Source organism: Alteromonas sp. KUL150 (assembly GCF_009811475.1).
In the GTDB taxonomy this organism is placed as follows: domain Bacteria; phylum Pseudomonadota; class Gammaproteobacteria; order Enterobacterales; family Alteromonadaceae; genus Alteromonas; species Alteromonas gracilis.
On record NZ_BLIJ01000068.1, the window covers coordinates 88,158 to 109,080 of the forward strand.

The 20,923-nt window shown below is 44.8% G+C and carries 19 protein-coding genes; 11 read left to right on the forward strand and 8 right to left on the reverse strand.

Translation table 11 applies throughout. The features are described 5' to 3' along the window. Positions 1 to 152: 152 nt before the first annotated feature. The 4 genes from GVO62_RS16330 to GVO62_RS16345 all read right to left on the reverse strand — a co-directional run bounded on the left by GVO62_RS16330 (position 153) and on the right by GVO62_RS16345 (position 6,298). Positions 153 to 3,407, reverse strand: a complete 3,255-nt coding sequence (locus GVO62_RS16330) for a VPS10 domain-containing protein (protein WP_159120149.1) — start codon at positions 3,405 to 3,407, stop codon at positions 153 to 155. A 250-nt stretch (positions 3,408 to 3,657) separates the two neighbouring features. Then, positions 3,658 to 4,545 carry an SDR family NAD(P)-dependent oxidoreductase gene (locus GVO62_RS16335; protein WP_159120150.1) on the reverse strand — a complete coding sequence of 296 codons (888 nt, stop codon included), beginning with the start codon at positions 4,543 to 4,545 and terminating at the stop codon, positions 3,658 to 3,660. Positions 4,546 to 4,888: 343 nt separating this feature from the next. Further along, positions 4,889 to 5,581, reverse strand: a complete 693-nt coding sequence (locus GVO62_RS16340) for an SDR family oxidoreductase (RefSeq protein WP_159120151.1) — start codon at positions 5,579 to 5,581, stop codon at positions 4,889 to 4,891. A 162-nt stretch (positions 5,582 to 5,743) separates the two neighbouring features. Then, positions 5,744 to 6,298, reverse strand: coding sequence for a type 1 glutamine amidotransferase domain-containing protein (locus GVO62_RS16345; RefSeq protein WP_159120152.1), 555 nt, complete (start codon positions 6,296 to 6,298; stop codon positions 5,744 to 5,746). Between the two features lie 441 nt (positions 6,299 to 6,739). On the opposite strand from GVO62_RS16345, the gene GVO62_RS16350 reads away from it, so the two are divergent. The 4 genes from GVO62_RS16350 (at position 6,740) to GVO62_RS16365 (ending at position 12,142) form a co-directional block, all read left to right on the forward strand. After that, complete coding sequence (locus GVO62_RS16350; RefSeq protein ID WP_159120153.1) at positions 6,740 to 7,690, forward strand: YihY/virulence factor BrkB family protein; 951 nt, start codon at positions 6,740 to 6,742, stop codon at positions 7,688 to 7,690. A gap of 164 nt (positions 7,691 to 7,854) precedes the next feature. After that, positions 7,855 to 9,015 (forward strand): MFS transporter, encoded by a 1,161-nt coding sequence (locus tag GVO62_RS16355; RefSeq protein ID WP_159120154.1) that lies wholly within the window; start codon positions 7,855 to 7,857, stop codon positions 9,013 to 9,015. 132 nt (positions 9,016 to 9,147) lie between these two features. After that, the gene (locus GVO62_RS16360; protein ID WP_159120155.1) at positions 9,148 to 11,586 is read left to right on the forward strand and encodes a marine proteobacterial sortase target protein; all 2,439 of its coding nucleotides are present in this window, start codon (positions 9,148 to 9,150) and stop codon (positions 11,584 to 11,586) included. Beyond that, positions 11,579 to 12,142 carry a class GN sortase gene (locus GVO62_RS16365; protein WP_159120156.1) on the forward strand — a complete coding sequence of 188 codons (564 nt, stop codon included), beginning with the start codon at positions 11,579 to 11,581 and terminating at the stop codon, positions 12,140 to 12,142. Before GVO62_RS16360 ends, GVO62_RS16365 begins: the two co-directional genes overlap by 8 nt. A 126-nt stretch (positions 12,143 to 12,268) precedes the next feature. Here GVO62_RS16365 and add read toward each other — a convergent pair whose 3' ends face one another. Next, complete coding sequence (gene add / locus GVO62_RS16370; RefSeq protein ID WP_159120157.1) at positions 12,269 to 13,273, reverse strand: adenosine deaminase; 1,005 nt, start codon at positions 13,271 to 13,273, stop codon at positions 12,269 to 12,271. Positions 13,274 to 13,376: 103 nt separating this feature from the next. Between add and GVO62_RS16375 the strand changes: the two genes are divergently transcribed. The 4 genes from GVO62_RS16375 (at position 13,377) to GVO62_RS16390 (ending at position 15,198) form a co-directional block, all read left to right on the forward strand. Then, a complete protein-coding gene (locus GVO62_RS16375; protein WP_159120158.1) occupies positions 13,377 to 13,604 on the forward strand; it encodes a hypothetical protein in 228 nt (75 codons plus the stop codon). A gap of 141 nt (positions 13,605 to 13,745) precedes the next feature. Continuing rightward, on the forward strand, positions 13,746 to 14,294 hold the full coding sequence (locus tag GVO62_RS16380; protein ID WP_159120159.1) for a YaeQ family protein: 549 nt from the start codon (positions 13,746 to 13,748) through the stop codon (positions 14,292 to 14,294). Then, positions 14,294 to 14,602, forward strand: coding sequence for a hypothetical protein (locus tag GVO62_RS16385; RefSeq protein ID WP_159120160.1), 309 nt, complete (start codon positions 14,294 to 14,296; stop codon positions 14,600 to 14,602). Before GVO62_RS16380 ends, GVO62_RS16385 begins: the two co-directional genes overlap by 1 nt. A gap of 185 nt (positions 14,603 to 14,787) precedes the next feature. After that, positions 14,788 to 15,198 (forward strand): hypothetical protein, encoded by a 411-nt coding sequence (locus GVO62_RS16390; protein ID WP_159120161.1) that lies wholly within the window; start codon positions 14,788 to 14,790, stop codon positions 15,196 to 15,198. 80 nt (positions 15,199 to 15,278) lie between these two features. On the opposite strand, the gene GVO62_RS16395 is transcribed toward GVO62_RS16390, so the two are convergent. Next, on the reverse strand, positions 15,279 to 15,749 hold the full coding sequence (locus GVO62_RS16395; protein WP_236547209.1) for a retropepsin-like aspartic protease: 471 nt from the start codon (positions 15,747 to 15,749) through the stop codon (positions 15,279 to 15,281). Between the two features lie 326 nt (positions 15,750 to 16,075). Here GVO62_RS16395 and GVO62_RS16400 point away from each other — a divergent pair, with 326 nt between their 5' ends. The 3 genes from GVO62_RS16400 (at position 16,076) to GVO62_RS16410 (ending at position 18,621) form a co-directional block, all read left to right on the forward strand. Continuing rightward, positions 16,076 to 16,435: a hypothetical protein gene (locus tag GVO62_RS16400; RefSeq protein WP_105931507.1), complete on the forward strand. Its 360-nt coding sequence runs from the start codon at positions 16,076 to 16,078 to the stop codon at positions 16,433 to 16,435. 137 nt (positions 16,436 to 16,572) lie between these two features. Then, positions 16,573 to 17,247, forward strand: a complete 675-nt coding sequence (locus tag GVO62_RS16405; RefSeq protein WP_159120162.1) for a nitroreductase family protein — start codon at positions 16,573 to 16,575, stop codon at positions 17,245 to 17,247. A gap of 201 nt (positions 17,248 to 17,448) precedes the next feature. Continuing rightward, a complete protein-coding gene (locus tag GVO62_RS16410) occupies positions 17,449 to 18,621 on the forward strand; it encodes a sugar efflux transporter (RefSeq protein ID WP_159120163.1) in 1,173 nt (390 codons plus the stop codon). Between the two features lie 9 nt (positions 18,622 to 18,630). Here GVO62_RS16410 and nei read toward each other — a convergent pair whose 3' ends face one another. Together nei and GVO62_RS16420 are read right to left on the reverse strand one after the other, a co-directional pair. Further along, the gene (nei, locus tag GVO62_RS16415; protein WP_159120164.1) at positions 18,631 to 19,452 is read right to left on the reverse strand and encodes an endonuclease VIII; all 822 of its coding nucleotides are present in this window, start codon (positions 19,450 to 19,452) and stop codon (positions 18,631 to 18,633) included. Between the two features lie 210 nt (positions 19,453 to 19,662). After that, positions 19,663 to 20,784, reverse strand: a complete 1,122-nt coding sequence (locus tag GVO62_RS16420) for a zinc-binding dehydrogenase (protein WP_159120165.1) — start codon at positions 20,782 to 20,784, stop codon at positions 19,663 to 19,665. Between the last annotated feature and the right edge of the window lie 139 nt (positions 20,785 to 20,923).

Sequence of the window (20,923 nt, forward strand, 5' to 3'; positions counted from 1 at the left end):
AAAAAGTAAAATCATGCGGCAGACAAAGAACTACCGCATGTCATTTAAAATAATGAGAAGCGCTTGTTTCCTTTTCAGCTTTATAAATCGGCATAAAAAAGAGAACGCGCTTCTCTAAAGGGCATAGAAACTATGCCCTGACGGCGAATCAGCTATTGAGATACAACGGGTAAGCCCGGCGTCCACGGGCCACCGGCGTCGACAACAGCTTGCTGTAAGGCTGGCACCGAGCGGCTTTGAAGCGCGCTAATTCGTGTTACCGCATCGTTCAGGCTATCGTTGGCGTAACCAAGCTGGTCTTTATGCTGTGCTGTAGGGCCATATGATGAACCCAGTGCAGAACGTGCATAGCCTAGCCGGCTCATCACGTTTGCCGGCTTGATACCCATTTTGTCGCGAGACTTAAGACCGAAGAACACCTTATTCAAGGCGTTTAGCTCGTCTTGGATTGCCGCATACTGAGACTCAAGATTGCTTACGTCATTAGGCGTACGTTCAATGGCCGTGCGCAGCAGCGCCATTGTATCTGTCAGCGTTTTAAGTACCGTAGTTGACGAAATAGCACGTTTTTGCGCGTCGCTTACCGCTTTACCATAAGACTCAATTTCACTTTGGGTTGCACCTTTAAGCGCTCCCTCATATATAGGCGTTAATTCAAACGACACTGGCTCAGAAAGTGGCGTCACCTTCGCACCTACGCGTTTAAACAGGGTAGCAGTGTACTGACCAGGCAATGCCATTAATCCCCTGTCCTTACTGTCTTTGTCGGTAAGGGGGTTAGTCGATGAAAACTTCATGTCCCATGTTAAACGATGCAGGCCTTTCTTTGTCTTGCCTTCAACGCGTTTAACTACGTCACCTTCGCTATCGCGAACCTCAACGTAGACAGCAGGTGCAGCCTCTTGGCTTTCAGCTTCAACCGCTTCCCAACTTGGATATTTAGGGTACTTCTTATCTTCTATTAACTTCTTCTCTGCTTCTTGGCGTTTTTCTTTTGCCGTGAGCAAGCTGTCTTTCAGATAATAGGTAAAAGTTGCACCGTGCTCGGGGTTTTTGGCAACAAAGCGGTCGTCGCCATCAGAGTCGGTGTGATTATCATCTAGCTGGAACCACTTAACCGGGCGGCTCGGCCCAAATAAAATGGCGTCTTGCTGCATCGATTTTTCAGTTAATGAACGAAGTGGAGCATAATCGTCAAGTATGTAAATACCTCGACCAAAGGTTCCAGCTACCAAGTCGTTTTCTCGGCGCTGAATTTTTACGTCACGGGTTGAAATGGTTGGCATGCCGCCATCTAATTCTACCCAATCTTTACCACCGTCTACCGAGAAGAACACACCAAATTCAGTACCAATAAACAGCAAGTCTTTGTTTACATGATCTTGCACAATACGCCAAACCAGATGCTTTTCAGGTAAATCTTCAGCCAGCGAAGTCCAGCTTTTACCCAAGTTTGTCGATTTAATTAAATACGGCTTGTAGTCGCCATATTTGTGGTTATCAAGCGCCACATAGACGGTATTAGGGTCGAACAAGTCAGCGCGGATATCATTGACGTATGAGTTAGCTGGAATGCCTTTGATGTCGTCTAGTTCAATCTTCTTCCAAGACTTACCGCCGTTGGTGGTGACCTGAATAATGCCGTCGTCAGTCCCTGCCCATAAAATGTTCTCATCCACTGGGCTTTCGGCGAAGTTTGCAATGGTGTGGAACTCGGTCATGGCATACAAATCCCATCCCGCTTCTACCGACCAGGTACGTCCCATCAGTGGCGAGTGCATTCTATTGCCATTTTTTGTGAGGTCACCAGATACAGGGGTCCAGCTGTCGCCGCGATCGTCGCTTCGCCATACGCGCTGTGAAGCAAAGTAAATACGTGCCGGGTCGTGCGCTGACACATTGATCGGCGCGTCCCAGTTATAACGCTCCGCTGGATCGCCAGGAAGAGGCTGCGGTTTAATATAAACCCCTTCTCGGGTTTTCATATCAATACGGGTTAAATTACCCTGCTGCCACTGAGAGTACATAATATCTGGGTTGCCTGGCTCTGTAGCAGGGCCATGTCCGTCACCACCAAGGGTTAAAAACCAATCTTTGTTCTTAATACCCTCTTCTCGTCGAGTACGCGACGGGCCGCCCTGGGTAGAGTTATCCTGTGCACCCGCGTAAATCTTATAAAAAGGTTTCGAGTCGTCAGGCGCTACCTTGTAGAATTGCGTTAGTGGTAAGTTGGCCATGAAGCGCCAGTTCGCCATTCTGTCGTGTGACATATAAATGCCACCGTCAGACCCCATTAAAACAAAGTCTGGATCAGTGGGATGAAACGACATGGCGTGGTCGTCTACGTGTTTGCGTTTAGTATTAATCGGCGTCCAAGTTTTTCCGCCATCGTCCGACACTTTACTGTAGTTACTGGCGATATAGACACGGTCAAACTGATGTTGATCTGCAAAAATTTCTTGATAGTAATGAGGGCCGGTTCCGCCGCCCACTTCGTCAGACATTTTAGTCCAGCTAGCGCCTTGATCCGCCGAACGATAAAAACCACCGCCGCGGTTGTCCGTTTCAATAGTGGCATAAATAACATCTGGGTTCATGGGCGATATGGCCATACCAATTTTACCCATATTGCCTTGTGGCAAGCCGGTTTTAAGCTCTGTCCAGGTTTCGCCACCATCGTTTGACGTATGAATACCTGCCCCTTCATTGGTGCCGACATAGGCGCCAATTGAGCGTTGGCGAGCCCAGGTAGCCGCATAAAGTTTATCCGGGTTGCGCGGGTCAATTAGAAGAGACGTTACCCCAGTCCACTCATCAGCGGGCTTAAGTACTTGCTTCCAGGTTTCACCACCATCAGTCGTTTTATATAAGCCGCGTTCGCCGCCACCGCTCCACAACGGACCTTGCGCAGATACCCAAACAATATCAGGGTTGGTTGGATGGATAATAATGTCTGAAACGTGTTCTGACTTCGACAGCCCCATATTTTTCCATGTTTGACCGCCATCTAATGACTTATAAACACCGTCGCCGAAACTGATGTGTCTACCACCATTATTTTCACCGGTGCCCACCCAAATAATATTCGAGTTACTTGGCGCTATGGTGACATCGCCCATTGAATAAACGGGTTGGTCATCGAAGATAGGCTCCCAGGTTGTACCAGCGTTGGTGGTTTTCCAAACCCCACCCGAGCCAACCGCGGTGTACCATGTAGAGGGATTATTCTGATCAATAGCGATATCAGCGATACGCCCAGACATATAAGCAGGCCCAATGTTTCTAAGCTCCATAGCTTTAAACGTTGAACTGTTGAAGATTTCATTTTTGTCGTTTTTATCTGCGTAGGTGGGAGTGCACGCAAGTGCAACTGATACAGCAACTGCCGCTCTTAGAAGCTTTCTCATTATTATTGTCCAGTGTGTTTATTCGGGCAAAGCCCGTTGTGAATTTGTAGTATTACCACTGTATAGCATTACTAATAAATGCTTAAAGTTACAATGTAGCACACGACCAACTGCCCATTACAAAAGTTAAAAACTAAGAGATGTGATAGGCGGACGTCACCACCTTTCACCGACAATAAAAGATGGCGACAATTTATGAAGTTTAACTTTTACTGTTCTCAGTCAAATCCCACTGAGTTGTTGTTAGGTGTTAAAACGTGACAATCTCATCATTGATTAGATGACCTACCACTGCGCTTTGTTCTGCATCCTCAAATGCGCTATCAATCGCCTTAAATCGCCCACTCGTGACCTTACGATAATTTGGGTGAGTGTAAATATAAGTTTGCTCAGACTGAAGGGCCTCAACTACCCGTTCAGCAAGCATGGTTGCCGGGATACCGGACTCAACGGCCTTAGTGGCAGCTTGTGCTCCAGCTTTAAGTTTTTCTTTATCGATGCGCTTGTCAGCCGCCACAGCATACTTTTGCTGTCTATTTCTGTACGACTCATGAATACGGGTTTTCACAAATGCAGGGCACAACACAGAGGTATGAATACCAAAGGGTTTTAGCTCAGCCACCCAACTTTCGGTCATCGAAACTACTGCGGCTTTCGACGCGCAATACGCACCGGCATATGGCATGCCCATCATCCCAGCCATAGACGCTACATTTAACACCCAGCCTCCTTCACCGTGCTCTTTTATAGCAGGTACACATGCCTGCGCACCGTAAAGTACGCCCATCACGTTGACATCCATAACCCAACGCCACGTTTCATGCTCAGCATCTTCTACTTTACCTGGTGAGCCTCCCACGCCGGCGTTATTAACCACCATGTGCACTTTGCCAAACTTCTCTTTTGCACTAGCAACAATATCTTCCCATTGGGAATAGTTGGTAACATCGAGAGCGCAAGTCAGAACATCAAAACCTTGCTCTCGCAACGCGCCACCAGATTCCGTTAGCGCCATATTATCAATATCACCCATGACGATATTCATGCCCTGTTTTGCCAATGCTTCAGCCAGCGCAAAACCAATTCCACCTGCGGCACCTGAAATGATGGCGGTTTTACCCGCAAACTCATTAGACATTCTACTCTCCTGTTATTGTTGTAGCGCCAACAAGGCTTAGTGCTTTAAACCATTCATAACAAGGCTCTGAGACTTTAACGCTGTTTTGTCGGCAATGGCCTGTGTGATTTTTGTGACGCTTTATTAGACACAATCAGATTAGGAGCAATACAGCGAGAAAAATACTTTATTTGGCTAATTTACATAGCTTCATGAAATTAATAGGGAAGGCGCAGGAAAGACAACTGAAAGGAATAACGATATGGTCAATTATAATATTCGGTAAACAAAAGACAAAAAAGGGGCGGTTTCTATCCCAGCCCCTCCTTTTTTTTCAATTTTTTCGTTTGCGTAAAAAACCTGACTAGTTGGCAGGCATTACATAGACTTCACGCACACATGCCGAATCTTCAGCGCTTAGTGCAAACAGTACCGATTTCGCAATATCTGCTGGCTGCAATTTATCTTCTTTCGGCTCGTCGAAAAATGGCGTATTGACCATGCCAGGACATATTGTTGTGCATCGCCCGCCCCACTCTCTCATTTCTTCAGCTAAATTCTGCCCAAAGCCATAGGCGAACCATTTACTTGCACCATACACAGAACCTTTTAGTGCTATACGTCCGGCTACAGAACTTGTAATAATAAAGTGGCCTTTGGTGTCGCGAAGATAGGGAAGGCCAGCTTTTGCAGTGTAAAGCAGGCCATTAACGTTAGCGCCTAACATGCCGTCCCAATCTTCTACCTCACCCTTTTCAATACCTGCGGCTTTTGCCCCGCGTCCAGCATTTGCGAAAATACCATCAATGCGGTCAAAGTGTTCGTTAACATCTTTAAATGCCTTTTCCACTTCGTCAAAATTGCTCACATCGGCTTTAACGGCATATGCGTTGTCTTCGCCAAGCTCATCTACGAGTGCTTTTAGCTTATCTTCGCTTCGCGCCAACAGCGCAACCTTAAAGCCTTTGCCCACAAGTTGCCTCGCGGTTTCTTCACCAATACCACTAGATGCTCCGGTAATAGCGATAACTTTGTCATTAGTTTTTTCGTTCGACATAAATCCTCCTAACTTACTTAGCAACAGTAACGAACCCTAGATGGCAGTGTTACGAATACCATCGCTTATTGCCTTTCCCACCTAGAGTTAATTCAAAACAGTTCGCTAACGTCGATTTATCGTTAATTTGCTTGATTAATAACTACTGCAGTCTTTCAAACGCTACTGGGTGAGCATTTCGCTAATCTTGTTAACAAAAGCGGGGATGTCGTTTGGGTTTCTGCTAGTCACCAATTTTTCGTGAACTACCACTTGCTCATCAACCCATGTGGCACCAGCGTTTTTTAAGTCGGTTTGAATACTTGGGAAAGATGTTAATTTAGCGCCTTTCGCTAAGCCTGATTCCACCAGCATCCATGGCCCATGGCAGATTGCCCCTATCGCCTTAATGTTTGAAGTGTCATTCGCTTGCTTAATTAACGTCACAGCATCCTTGTTCGTACGCAGTACATCGGGATTTATTTGCCCGCCCGGTAACACAAGAGCATCGTAGTCTTGCAAGTTCGCTGATGTAACTTGAACATCAACCTCGACGTCCTTTCCCCAATTATCTTCGTCCCACGCTTTTATCGTAGACTGGTCATCAATGGATAAAATGTCGACCTGAGCGCCTTGCTCAGTCAACATGTCTCTAGGCTGAATAAGCTCACTTTGCTCAAAACCGTTAGTTGCAAGAATAGCGACCTTTTTACCTTTAAGATTATAGGTATTGCTCATTGATTTACTCCTTTTCAAAACTGAACTCAGAACGGCAAATCAGACACTTCAAACCCTAAATGAAAATCTAATTAAAAGTTTGGAACGATTTGCTACATATTATTTGTCGCTGCAATTAGCAAACCACCAACAAGAAAAAAGTCTAGCCAACTGTTTTAATTGAATATTTAAAAGAGTTAAATAACGAAAACCTAACTTACTGTTACGCAGAAATGCAGGGGTTATGAATGATTTACAGAGTAGATGCCTGTTATCTAATAGAGATCAACACGTCTAAGAAGCACCGCTTTTCGCCACACGTTGTAACAAGTGAAAGCACTATATAAAGAGCGCTGCTCTAATAATCTTTTTAAGCCGAGTTCTCACATTTTGTGTATTAATACCAGTTCGCATAGATAATTACTTATAAGCAGTAAGCTGCGTAAGAAAAACCGAGGAAATATGAACACGGAACGATTAGACCACGCAAAGTCAGCTTTTGAGATTTCTCTTAAACATTGGTGGAGTATCTTAAAACGTATTTTCACGAGCCTTCAAAAAGACAATATTCCTCTTATCGCAGCTGGCGTAGCTTTTTACTGTTTGCTTGCCATTTTTCCGCTATTAGGTTCGATTATCGCACTATACGGGCTTATGGTTTCTCCTTCTGAACTGCAAAATCACATGGCACTTCTTGTTAACGTCGTACCCAATGAAAGCCGATATATCATTGAAGAGCAGCTTACCAATTTAACTGAAAAGTCGAACTCGGCATTAGGATGGGGTTTCTTATTTACGCTTTCTTTGTCTTTATGGAGCAGCAGCAAAGGTGCAAATGCACTTATCAAGGCGTGCAATATTACCTATAGCGAAGCGGAAGGTAGAAGTTTTTTAAAGGGTATTTTGGCACGCATCACTTGCACCATATTTATGATCCTGACCGTCATTGTAGCCCTTGCCTGCATTACTATTTTACCCGAAGCAATAAACTGGATGACGTCTAACGCAATAAGTACCGAGCAAGCCATGTGGGTGACGTGGCCGGTAATGTTAGCGTTATTTAATATTGCGCTGTCGGCACTCTATCGCTACGCCCCGCATAGAAGAGAAGCCCAATGGCGCTGGGTCACGCCAGGCTCGATATTTGCCACAATATTGTGGGTGTTAGCATCGTACGGTTTTTCGGTATATCTCAATGAATTTGGAAACTACAATAAAACCTACGGTTCTGTAGGGGGCATTATTATTTTGCTTATGTGGCTGTACTTAACGGCATATATCATTCTTATTGGAGCGGAAGTAAACTCGTCTATAGAGCTTCAAACCACGGCCGACAGTACAAAAGGTGAAGAAAAACCCATGGGTGAAAGAAACGCTTTCGTGGCCGATCATACGCCAAATGACATAAAGTAATTGCGCAATCTATCTTGTGGTGCTGACACCAAGGGTCAGCACCGTTTTCACAATTAATTTTTAGCATCTTTACGAGCATTTCTTTTCATTTTACCTGCATCAAAAATTACCTCATATTCGCGCCGCGAAATTATCTTCTCTTTCTTTTGATGTAAGGCAGTACCTTGGACAATCACCTTATTACACCGGCCAAAGCGCGCGTTTCTGTTCCCGTTATCGCGCTCGGATTTTACGCGGTTGCGTCTGGCTACTTAATGAGCCTAATACCCCTCATGCTTAGCCACTATGGCCTAGACACCACTATTGCAAGTTGGCTGGCCAGTAGCTTTTATGCAGGTTTACTCGTGGGCGCGTTAAGTATAGAGCCGCTTGTTACCCGTATTGGTTACAAGCACGGGTTTGCACTGTGTTTAGGTGTATTGGTACTGACTGTTGCAATAATGCCTTTATTTGCTCACGCCACGGTATGGCTTGTTGCTCGATTAGTGGCAGGGATAGCGGTAGCAGGTGTATTTGTTATTGTCGAGTCGTGGCTCCTACATGGAGATGAGGGCGACAGAGCAAAACGTTTAGGCCTCTATATGGGGGCATTGTACGGCGGAAGTTCTCTAGGGCAATTAGGTATCGGCGCTATCGGCGTAAGCGGCACGCTACCCTTTGCGACCATTTTTACTATGTTGATTTTAGCCATTGGCGTACTTTTGTTTGCCAAGAGCGAACAGCCTGAAACAACACAGAGTACCTCTCTGACGTTTAAACAAATATCAAAACTAAATCATGCTGCAATTATAGGCTGTATAGTGTCGGGTTTAACCCTTGGTGCGATCTACGGTCTTATGCCCCTTGAGCTGTCGAGCCGAGGTATCGCTCATGACGATTTGGGAAGTTTAATGGCGCTTATCATTTTGGGTGCGATGGCTGTCCAACCTTTAATTCCGTTTTTATCAAAGTATTTAGGGCGCACATTACTCATGGCGCTGTTTTGCCTGTTCGGTGTTGCTGCAATTACACTTACCGCAGCATTCAGCAACATTTATGCTTTGGGGGCAGGCCTGTTCCTGCTGGGTATGGCCATATTTGCTCTTTATCCGGTGGCGATAAATTTGGCCTGCGACAATTTAGACGCCAATTTTATAATAAGCGCAACGCAGGTCATGCTGTTTAGCTACAGCGTAGGTTCGGTACTCGGCCCCCTCGTTGCCGACAACTTTTTAGCAGGCCCACAAGGGCTGATGGGCTATTTGTTTTCTTGCCTACTTGCCACCAGCATTTATATGCTCATCGCCAGTGTAAAAACCAAGGGCCGCGCCATGGCTGGCGAATAATATCTAGCCTTAGATACAGTCTCTGTGCGCTTTCGCCATCTTTCTTCACCAGTTCGCCATAATCACTGTTCATAATTCGCCCTATTCAGGGCGTTTAATAATAAGCATCGTCATCTATAACGAGCTTATCCTATGCTATTTTCTAAAACACCTAAGCGCGACTACTTCAACCCTCCGAGCACGCATAAACCGTGGTTTCGAGACCGGCAGCGTGCGGCCCAACCGCGCAAACATAGGCTGCTTATTCTTGTCTCTTTTCTGTGCTTTTTACTTGGGTTGATGATAAGCCCACTAAGTCGCGCTGAGTCTGGCGAATTAATATTGCAAAGCGAGGACGGCGAGCCTTCACACGCCCTTTTGCATTCAACTGACGTAGATTTACAGGTGAATGGCATGATTGCGCACGTTACCTATTCTCAAAAATTCACCAATAACAGCAATGAATGGAAGCATGCCGTTTACACCTTCCCCCTTAATGACAACGCAGCGATTAACAGCATGGAAATGCTTATCGGCAAAAGAATAATCCGAGGCAAAATCAAGCAAAAAGCAGAAGCTAAAAAAGCTTTTGAAACAGCTAAAAAAGCAGGAAAGAAAGCCAGTTTAACTGAACAACAACGCCCGAACTTATTCACTCAGCACATTGCGAATATAGCGCCAGGCGAAGATATAACGGTAACGCTTCAGTATATTCAGCAAGTGGCATATGAAAATGGCGAATTTAGCTTTCATCTTCCTACTACCCTTACCCCTCGATACATTCCAGGCATACTCACAAAGGATTTGAGCGATACCGAGTTAGTTGAACACGCATACGCTGGCGGCAGCGAAACAAACAACGCAAACGAGGAGCATAGACATAGTGAAAATAAAAGTGAGCGAGGCTCTCATAGCCATAGCCATATAACTACCGACAACGGCTTTATCTCGGGCTGGGCTCTACCCACAAATGAAGTCAGTGACGCTGATAAAATTACCCCATTTATGATAGATACGCTGCCTCAAAACAACCTCACCAACCAGCTTACGTTTAAGGCAACAATTAACGCAGGATTGGCTATAAATTCCATTTACAGCAAAGGCCATCAAGTACAATGGCATTCTATTGACGACACCAAGTATCAATACCGAGTTTTACTTGATGACACACAAATAACCATGGATAGAGATTTGTGGTTGCACTGGAGCCCACTTAACACCGCGACTCCACAAGCAGCCTATTTTGCAGAGAATATAGATAACAACCACTATGCGTTAGTTATGCTAACACCACCACAAGTAAACCCTAAGGATCTGCAAGACTTTCCACGAGATGTCACTTTTGTAATAGACACGTCAGGATCTATGGGAGGTCGCCCAATTGAAGATGCTAAAGCCGCGTTGAAACTGGCTATCGAAAGACTAGACACTAAAGACAGATTTAACATCGTGGCCTTTAGTTCTAACTACACAAAGTTGTTCAGCCAGCCCACAAATACTCAGCCACACAATATAAACACGGCCCTATCTTTTATATCTGAGCTACACGCCAATGGCGGCACTGAAATGGCGGGCGCGCTTCATGAGGCTTTAAAAGCCAAGCCAAAGGAAAACTTCATTAAACAAGTGGTGTTTATTACCGATGGCGCGGTTGGAAATGAAGCGGCACTTTTCTCGCTGATTAAACAGGAGCTAGGGAGCGCACGGCTTTTTACTGTGGGGATTGGCAGCGCACCAAACAGCTATTTCATGACCCGCGCTGCGCAATTTGGTCGAGGTAGCTATGTCTTTATTAACGACACAAATAATATACAAAAAGAAATGGAGCGTTTGTTCACTAAGCTTGAAAGCCCCGTTTTAAGCAACCTTTCACTGATCCTGCCTAAAAGTATGCGGCTTAATAAAAGCGTTGAGGTGTTCCCCAAACGTTTGCCTGATTTATATGCTGGTGAACCTTTACTCATCAACGTTAAAGTGCCTGACTTTGCTAGCATAAAACACATCGACAATGCTAGAGGGGATGGAAACAACCTAGACAACCAAGTGGTGCTTTCAGGCACATTAACTGACACAAACGGTAATCTCCACAAGTGGCAGCGCAGTGTGCAGGTGCAATATTTCACGGCTGCCCCCCCAAATAACGCAAACAATAACGAAGTGAATAGCCCCCCTGCTCACTCCTCTCAAACTACAGGTATCGCTACCGCCTGGGCTCGTAAAAAAGTTGCAGCGTTAATGGATGAAAAGGCCCTAGGAAGGAATGAAGAAGACGTTGAAAAAGACATACTCAAGGTAGCTATACCCCATAAACTCATTACGGCTTATACCAGCTTTGTTGCCATCGAAGAAACGAAATCAAGGCCTGAATCGACAAATGCTAGCCCACAGCATATTAAAAACCTCATGCCGCAAGGCATGCAAATGCGCGCCATTAGCTATCCACAAACCTCTGCCGGCATTAACCAGTACCTTGTGATTAGCGCACTTTCGCTATTTTTATTAATGCTGCTCAATATGGGAGAAGCTCGACGTTATCTCTTCGCGCAATATCGCATTTTTAAAGAAGATAAAGGCATAACTCACAATGGCTAAACCCAAATTACTAGTAAGTTTATTACTCCTTGTTATTGCGGCTATTGGGTTTGGTAATGCCGCTTGGTTGTCAGTAAAAGCAGAGTTAGCACAGGTATTAATTAAGCGAGCATGGACCGAGACCTTGCAAACGGGGGATCAGGTTAGGCCTTGGCAATGGGCAGACACGTGGCCAGTAGGGCGAATGGTGCACCCAAACAGCAATACAGACTTGTATATCCTGGAAGGCGCTCAGGGGAATGCACTTGCCTTCGGCCCGGGTAGGCATGCTAACGCTGGCGAATTAGGCAGTGAAAGTAGCGTTATTGGAGGCCACAAAGACACACACTTCGCTTTTCTCGAGAAGGTAAATGTAAGCGACGCGCTACAGCTTCAAACACTAGATGGAATTTGGCATCCCTATCGAGTTTCGGCCAAACGAATTGTCGACATACAAGACCAAGATCTGCATGTTCAACTCAATCAGAAAAGGTTGTATTTAGTCACGTGCTATCCATTTCATACAATCCCCCAAAACAATCACTTAAGGCTGGTTGTAGAGCTTGAGCCATCATAAAACCGTAGTTATGGGGTCAGAGTCGTTACACTGACCCCACTTTTTTCGTATTTGTTACACTAAGGTAATAAAAGCTGGTGTAACACTTTTAACTTTTTGGATTTCAATACTTAGATTAGGGTTGCCTTAATTACGCTGACGCCGCTGGTCTTTTAATGCGGCTTTTTCGCTTTCACTTAGAAATGCTATTGCTAAGGCATTTTCTTGCGCTTGTTTAATATGCGAAGGGGTTAGGCCTGCTTGCTTAGCGGCAACAGAGAATTCATGATCGAGTTCTACACCTTGAACTGCGGGGTCATCGGTATTTAGACAGGCGAGTATTCCGTGCTCCAAAAAGGTTTTTAACGGGTGCTCTGATAGTGTGGCTACCGTATTCGTCAATATGTTGCTTGTTAAACAACTTTCAATACCAATGCGATTGTCACGCAAATAATCCATAAGATTTTCATCGTGAATGGCATTAACGCCGTGCCCTATTCGGGTAGCCCCCAAGTGCTTTATAGCTTGCCAAATACTTTCTGGGCCTACAGCCTCGCCAGCATGTACTGTGACATGCAACCCTTCTCGCTGCACTTGCCTAAAATGTTCAACGAACAAGCTTCCAGGGAATCCCTTTTCATCGCCCGCCAAGTCAATTGCAGTGATGTGTTCTTTATAAGCCAAGATTGAATCTAACTCATGCTGACACGCTTTTTCGCCATAAGAACGTGACAGAATACCAATCAGATTCACTTTGATATTGTGTTTTTTTGTTGCGCTTTTTACTCCATCGATAACAGCCTCAACCACACCTTGTGATGGCAGCCCGTGACTTTCAGCCATGAAGTAAGGACTAAAACGCAGTTCTGCATAGTCAATCCCTTGCTTAGCCGCGTCCTCAACATTTTCAATCGCTACACGTTTGCAGGCTTCAAGGTCGCCTAACACCTTAACACCCCATGTAAGTTTGTCTAAAAACGATACAAGATCTGGTGCAATTCTCATTACCTGAGCGTGTGGGCGCAATCCTTCCAACGAATAGTCAGGTAAGTCGATGTTGAATTGCTGACCAAGTTCCAGAATTGTGCGCAGGCGCACATTCCCATCTAAGTGACGATGTAAATCTAGCAGCGGTAAATCTTCAATAGGCATGGCAATACTTCTTTATAAAGCGCGAACTTAACTATAACACTTAGCGTTTGAAACCTCCCTTTGTTAGCAAAAATAACTTTTTTATGGCGGGACAAAACAGCGCTTGCGTCGCTATGTTGCCAACCGCATTTTTGGCAAACTAACTAATGATGAGCAGCTTGCCTTTGGCAGTACATTGCCTCTTAATACAATACGCGCCATTTGCCAACGCTATGCCAACGACAAGCCCTTACTTAGACAAATGCTCGCCATAGTAAAAAAATGCAAAGGCGATGAACAAATCATACCGGAGCAATTGGTTGAGCACATAAAAGCGCTACTATTGAAATAGCCATTACTGCACATGACAGTGCGCTCAACTAAGGCGTAACTATTTATTTGCTGGTACTATATCGCCAAATTTTGCTATGTCAGTGTTGCCATAGCACGAGAGGATAAAAAATATACCTCATTTAAATTAAGCAGGAACATCATGGCTCTCAAAGCGACCATTTTTAAAGCTGACATATCCATAACCGATATGGACCGCAATTACTATAACGACCACAACCTTACTATTGCTCGTCACCCATCAGAAAACGACGAGCGCATGATGTTGCGAATTATCGCATTTATCGTAAATGCGCATGAGCGTCTGCAGTTTACCAAAGGGCTATCTGACGACGACGTTCCAGATTTGTGGCAGAAGAGTTTCAGCGATGAAATTGAACTGTGGATTGAGTTGGGCCAACCATCTGAGCAGCGCATCAAGAAAGGGTGTAATCAAAGCCAAAAGATGATGATTTATTCTTACGCCGATAACAGCTTCGACGCGTGGTGGAATAAAGAACAAAATAAACTGCAAACAAGAAAAAACTTGTCAGTGTTTACTTTACCGGAATCGTTATCTACTACACTTGCTCACGCTGTGCAGCGCTCTATGCAAATTCAGGTCACCATACAAGATGGACAAATGTGGCTGACTATTGAAGGCGCTGAAGTTACTGAAAGTGTTGAAATTGCAATTGAGAAAAAGATGTAATGAAAAAGCTATCTGCTGTTCAGCTAAAACAACAAGCGTTGGTACTCGATATTGCTAACGCTCTGGAAGCGCAAGGCCGCGATGAACTTGAAGGAATGCTGCAGTGCTGGTTTGACGTTCAATATCACCAGTTTCCGGGGTCCCTTCTATTACGCTTTCAATTCGACACAGAAGAAGCCGTGCTGGGAGCAGAACCAGAGCTGAAAAAATGGCAACGTCGTTTGAGTTCCGCCCTTTTAAAAAAAGGTGTAGTTTTAAAAGACATGCGCCGACATTTAATTTTTACTACAAATTCCCCAGAAGAATAAGCGTTTCCGCATAAAGTCTACTTACATATTCAAAGGTAAGTAGGCTAGACTGGGCGTGTTCAATATTTAGCTAGTCGAATTTCTAAAATAGAGACACGCGCTATATACCAAAACACTAAAAAATTGAACACACCATGTTGACCGGCTTTTAATTAGGCCACTATCCCAGTAAAAGGAGCTTCACAATGAAAACTAAAGCAATCGCGTTAGCACTACTACTGTCTTTAATGGGCTGCACAGAATCTAGCGAAGAAACGAAAAGTGATGTAAAAAAAGAGATGGAAAAAGCAGGCGAAACAACGTCTAAAGCGTATGAAGAAGCAAAAGAAGATGCTGCTGATTCTTGGGATGAAACAAAAGATGCGACCTCAGACGCCTTAGATGATGGCAAAGAGATGGCTTCAGACGCCTACGAAGATGGTAAAAAAATGGCTTCTGATGCCTACGAAGATGGCAAAGACATGGCATCTGACGCTTACGACGCAAGCGCCGAGAAAGCGGGTGAATGGAAAGACGCAGCCGCGAAGAAAGCATACGAAGCCTGCGTAAAAATGAAAGAACAAATGGGCGGAGATGTAAGCGAGTGTGACGATTAAGTCGTAGCCCGCTACCCCAGCCTTTAAAGCGAACCTCTCGGTTCGCTTTTTTGTATCTTATTTTTTAACGAAGGGCTACTTTACTCGCATCCTGCAAGTATTACTGAGTTTGCCGTAATCGTTAATGGTGCCACCCTCAGCAGTGTGTTTATGCCAAGGATATTATTCCCCTTTGGAAGCACGGCGACCTCTACTGGCCCTACTTCACACGTATTGCCAATACGCACTGAATTGAGTTGGTACTGTGATACCTTAAGAATTTTTCCGTTCGCCATTCTCGCTGCCGACGTTCTGGTAGCAAGTAGCGGTTGATTTTGAGTAAGAGCGTTAAAAGTGGCTTGATTAAGCGTTAACAAACTCGATCCCGTATCCAGCAAAAACGATGCTCTCACATTAGATTCAAGCGTAGCTTCCAGGTATAAGGTTCCGCCTTTACTTTGCGATAGTGGAATACTTTGCTCTATGGCCAATGTTGGTGAGACAAAACCTACATATGCCATCAACAGCACTGAGAGTGATAACGTCACTGCTTTTTTTGCCGTTCTGTTCATTTTATCTACACCACACGCTTTAAAAGAAGACGTAGGAGAACAGCAAGATAAAGACCATATGTTAATTGTTTGATTTTCTTCGATCTGCTCGAAATGACCACACGTTTAAGCACCTTATTGGTGCACTAGCGCTGGGTATTATGCACCATACATAGGCATGCATTGGTGCATATTGTGCTTCTCAGCGAGCATATTAGTCCCTCTGATTTAGCGCATACTACTAATAACCAAAACTGATAGTTTATGACTATCACCAATCAGTATTGTTTGAACCAAATTCGTTCATACAATATACAAAAGTAGTAAGTTTAATATAAGGACACGATATGAAATTACGCTATGTTTTGGGAACGCTTATCACTGCCGTTTCGCTTGGATTTACCGCGCAAGCAATGCCAGTTTCATCTGATGATACTGTAGAAGTGCAAGTGGTAGATTATTCTGGTAAACCACCGTTTAAACGCAAAGTAGTGACTATGTCGGTTAACGACGTTGCACAGTTGGAGTCAGTAGGTCAGGAAGCTATCGAGTACGTTGAGGTTAAGGAGGTGATTATGCGTGGAAAGCCTCCTTATCGCAGAACAACTACCATGATGCCTGTTTATGACGTTGCTCAACTTGAAATGCTAGAAGAGGAAGACGACAAGCAAAGACGTGGCACGCGCCCGCCGTTCAAACGTAATTAACCCGCTTGCACTTTTAGTTAAGCGTTTAATCGAAGCGATTCACTTTTGCCTGAGTGAGTCGCTTTTTTGTAGCGTTTTATTTTGAAAACGATGGCCAAAAAGATAAAGTGAGGAAAACAACAAAAAAGAGAAAACCAATGCAACCTCACGACCACTCTCCTCTTACTGATTTTATTGAATACCCAGAAGACAGTATGCTTGCTCGAAGTGCAGATTTTTTGAAAAACATGCAGCGTCGCCATAGTATTCGACACTTCAGTGACAGACCGGTCGATAAAACCATCATTGAAAACTGCATACTCACTGCCGGTACGGCTCCCAGCGGCGCAAATCATCAACCCTGGCATTTTACCGCTATTCAGTCTGCCCACGTAAAACAACAAATCCGCGAGCAAGCAGAGGCACACGAACAAGGGTTCTACAATGGACGCGCTGGTCAACAGTGGCTCGATGACCTTAAGCCTTTAGGCACAGATGCCAGTAAACCTTATCTTGAAAAAGCACCCTGGCTTATTGCTGTATTTAGTCAAAAATTTGGTGAAACAAAAGCGGGTGAAAAAAGCCAAAACTATTATGTTCATGAGTCGGTAGGTATTTCGGTTGGCATGCTTATTACATCGTTACACAATGCTGGTCTGGCAACCTTGACTCATACTCCAAAACCTATGAATTTTTTAACCGAAATATGCCAGCGCCCAGATAATGAGCGGGCTTACATGCTAATAATTGCAGGCTACCCAGCACCCAATGCCACTATTCCAGCACATGCTCAACAAAAAAAGTCGCTTAGCGAAATTGCGAGCTTTCTCTAGATTTAGAGCGCGCTCTGGGGCTGTGCACTTTTTAAAGAAAAGTGTTAATGCAGCATAATTTTAAAAGATAGCTTATAAAAGCTTCGTCATAGACATGAGATACGCAGCACTTATAATGCGCCCTCGTTATTAAGGGCTGTGACCTTTTCTTTACGAGTTTGGGTCAACCACGTTTAACAGCCCTCGGGAGCTAATAGTCTCATGTCATCGCGTTACGCATTTTCTCCACAACTTCCTTTTCTGTTGCTTAGCCTTTTAACTGGCTTAACCTCCTCGTTTGTTACGCCTCTTATGAGCTATTTTCTCATTGACGAGATTAACGTTGAGCCCATATACATAAGCATTTACATGGTTTCTGTTACGCTATCAGGGTTGGTGATCAGTCAATACCTAGGGCACCTGGCTGATAAAGGCTTTAACGCAAATCGTCTTTATGGGCTAACCATGATTTGTGTAGGCATTGCGATGGTCGCCTTTATCTTTAGTAACCAGTTTTGGCACGTGTTTCTTGCTGGCGTTTTATTTATGTCTGTGGGTGCAGGGGCAGTGTCTCAGATGTTGACCGTTTCAGGGCTATGGGCAAAAAACCAAGACATCGACTTAGCCGCCTTCAACTCAAAAGTTCGCGCTGCCATCTCTCTTGCTTGGGTGGTTGGCCCGCCGCTAGCGTTTACTTTGGTCGCCAATTTTGGCTTTGCAGCATCTTTTTCGGTGGCTATCGCATGTGTGTTAGTTGCAACGCTTTTTGTAGTAAAGGTTGTGCCGCCTCAAAAAGCTAATCAACAGTCACTCAATACTACTTTAAAAGGCTCGCTATCGCTTCCTTTCTGGCTGGTTGGGCTGGCTATACTTGCTGGTATGGCTGGCAATGTTATGTATTTATCATCGATGCCCTTATACGTCATGAATGAACTGGGGTTGGCAGAAAATTTACCCGGGCTGATGATGGGTGTAGTGGCCGCACTTGAGATCCCTACCATGTTACTGGCGGCCAAGCTGGCTCGACGCTTTCCACCCGCAGGTATCATGGCCGTAGCATTCATTTTCGGCTGCTGCTTCTACATCGGCGTGTATTTTTCTCAGTCAAGTTGGGAGTTACTTACCCTTCAAATACTGAACGCCCTTTTCTACGGCTTATATGCAGGCATTGGGTTGACGTTACTGCAACAACAAGCGCCCGACTTAACCGGGTTCACTTCAGCCTTTTATTCAAACGCCACCCGCGTAGGTATGATGCTAGGCACAATAGGCGCGGGTACCGTGGCCCAATTTTTTAGTTTTAGAGATGCCACTATCGGATCGTTATGCATTGCCATATTTGGTTTGAACGTGATGTTAGTGTTTATGTTTGTTAAGAAGCGCGCGCTTCGCTAGAAATCTAGTTCACTTGGCCTGGCATTGGCTGCACCAATAGAGGCGTCGCCCATTGTAGGACTGTCGCTTTATTGGCGTGGCGCAGACTCTACAAGGCTGTTCTTCTCTATCGAACACCATAAACCTCGTGCCCTCAAAGTTAACGCCTTTTGCTTCCAGTACTTCGCGTAGTTCGGTGTACACGGTATAGCCACCGGTTTCATAACTGCGTTTGCATATGGCCAAGGTGTGATGCGCTAAGCCGCGAAGCTGCTCATCATCTAACTGCGAGGGTTTAAGCGAAGGGTGAACGCCAGCTGCAAATAGTATTTCGCTACGGAGATAGTTGCCAAGCCCTGCCATAAAGCGCTGGTCTAGATACAAACCGCTTAGCGCGCGGTTATAAAAAGCTTTTGAACGTAAGCGTTCTAATACCAGCTCCTTTGACACCGAACCGTTTAATACATCAGGCCCTACCCGCTGTAGAAACGGATGTTCGTGAATAGTTTGCGATGGCCAGATACTAATATCAGAGGCGCTATACAAGATAGCGCTATGCGTCTTGGTATGAAGCCCTACTCTCAACTGACGCTTAGTATCGGGCAGTTCGTTACGTTTACAGGTATGCCACACGCCGTAGAGCTGGTTGTGTGAATACATAGAAAGCGCGTTACTGAAATGGGTGATTAACGCCTTGCCACGGGTTTCCATGCCCAACACTTTTTCACCTTCTAACTGCTTAGCGTAGGGTTTAAGCTGAGCTAAGCCAAACTCTACCTTTTCTAAAGGGATATCTTTTATGACCAATTCAACTTTGTCTGCAGCGCGACGAATCTCTGGACCTTCAGGCATGCTATCTTAACTACCTTTTATCTGGGTTACTGTTTACTTCACATTTTCTTGAGCGTATTTCCAGCTCACTGTCAGCTGAATGAGAATGGATACAAAAAGGGTCTGTCGCCCTTCAATGTACTTTAAACCGCAGTTTGTACATCAAAGATCAACAGACCCTTTTATTGATTACATTTAAGCTGAGATTGCCGTAGTTAAACGTCTCGCAGATTAGCCCTTACTCGGCACAATAAGGTATTTTGTGCCGGTCTTTTTCGCATTATACAAAGCCACATTCTCTGGCTGAAGCGCTTCCTCTAGACTTAACTCTTTGCTGTAAGACGACGCAAACGTAGTGTTAATTTCCGTAGCCACTTTCTGGTAGAGCTCGCCTACACGCTTCTTATCAAGCTTGCCTAAGAAACGCATTAGCAACCAACCACCAATACTCCACGTCATGCCATAAGCGCGGTTTAAAATAGTTGGCGAGAAATCTAAGCCGCCGTAGATATACACCTGTTTGTTGCTGTCAGAACCATAGGTGTTGAACCCTTTTGCATCTTTACTGCCCGATGCTTCCATCATAGTAAGAATATCGCTCACTAGCTCACCACCGCCAATGGCGTCGAATGCTAGCGTTGCGCCTGTGCTATCAATGGCTTGATAGAGTTCGGCTTTGAAGTTCTCGCTACTTGAATCAAGTACAATTTTTGCGCCTATGCCTTTGAGAATATCAACCTGCTCTTGGCTACGTACAATATTTACTAACTCTACGCCCTGTTCTAGACAAATCTTGTTCAACATTTGCCCTAAGTTAGAGGCTGCAGCGGTATGTACAAGCGCCTTGTGGCCTTCCATTCGCATGGTTTCAACCATGCCAAGTGCTGTAAGCGGATTTACAAATGAAGATGCAGCTTGCTGCGGTGTTGTACTATCCAGATGTGGCAGGCAAGCCTGTACTGGAACACACGCAAATTCGGTGTAGGCAGCGCCGGTAAGAATAGATACCGTCTTGCCCATTAATGCTTGTGCTTCTGGACTATCACCCGCCTTAACAACCGTACCTGCGCCTTCATTGCCGATAGGCAAGGTTTGATCCAAACGCGATTTAATGCGACTCAGCAACGGCTTGTGTACTGGTGCTACTAGTGCTTTTTTATCTTCATCAAAGATTGCCTTATCAAGGCTTGCAGGGCCGAACATGGGCCACATATCTGATGGGTTTATTGGAGAGGCTTCCATTTGAACTATTACTTCGTGTGACTTAGGTTCTGGAACATCCACTTCTTTTAGCGATACCTGTAACTCACCTTCCGAGGTGATTAGCGTAAATAGTTGTTTTGATTTGTCCATAGTGTTATTTCGCCCTGAAAGTTAAACGCTGAATGTAACAATAAGCTACCACGCACCCACTATCAGTAATATTTATATTTCGAATACATATGCGTTTCGATCATTTATACACCCTCAAAAAATGGGGTCAGAGTCTGAG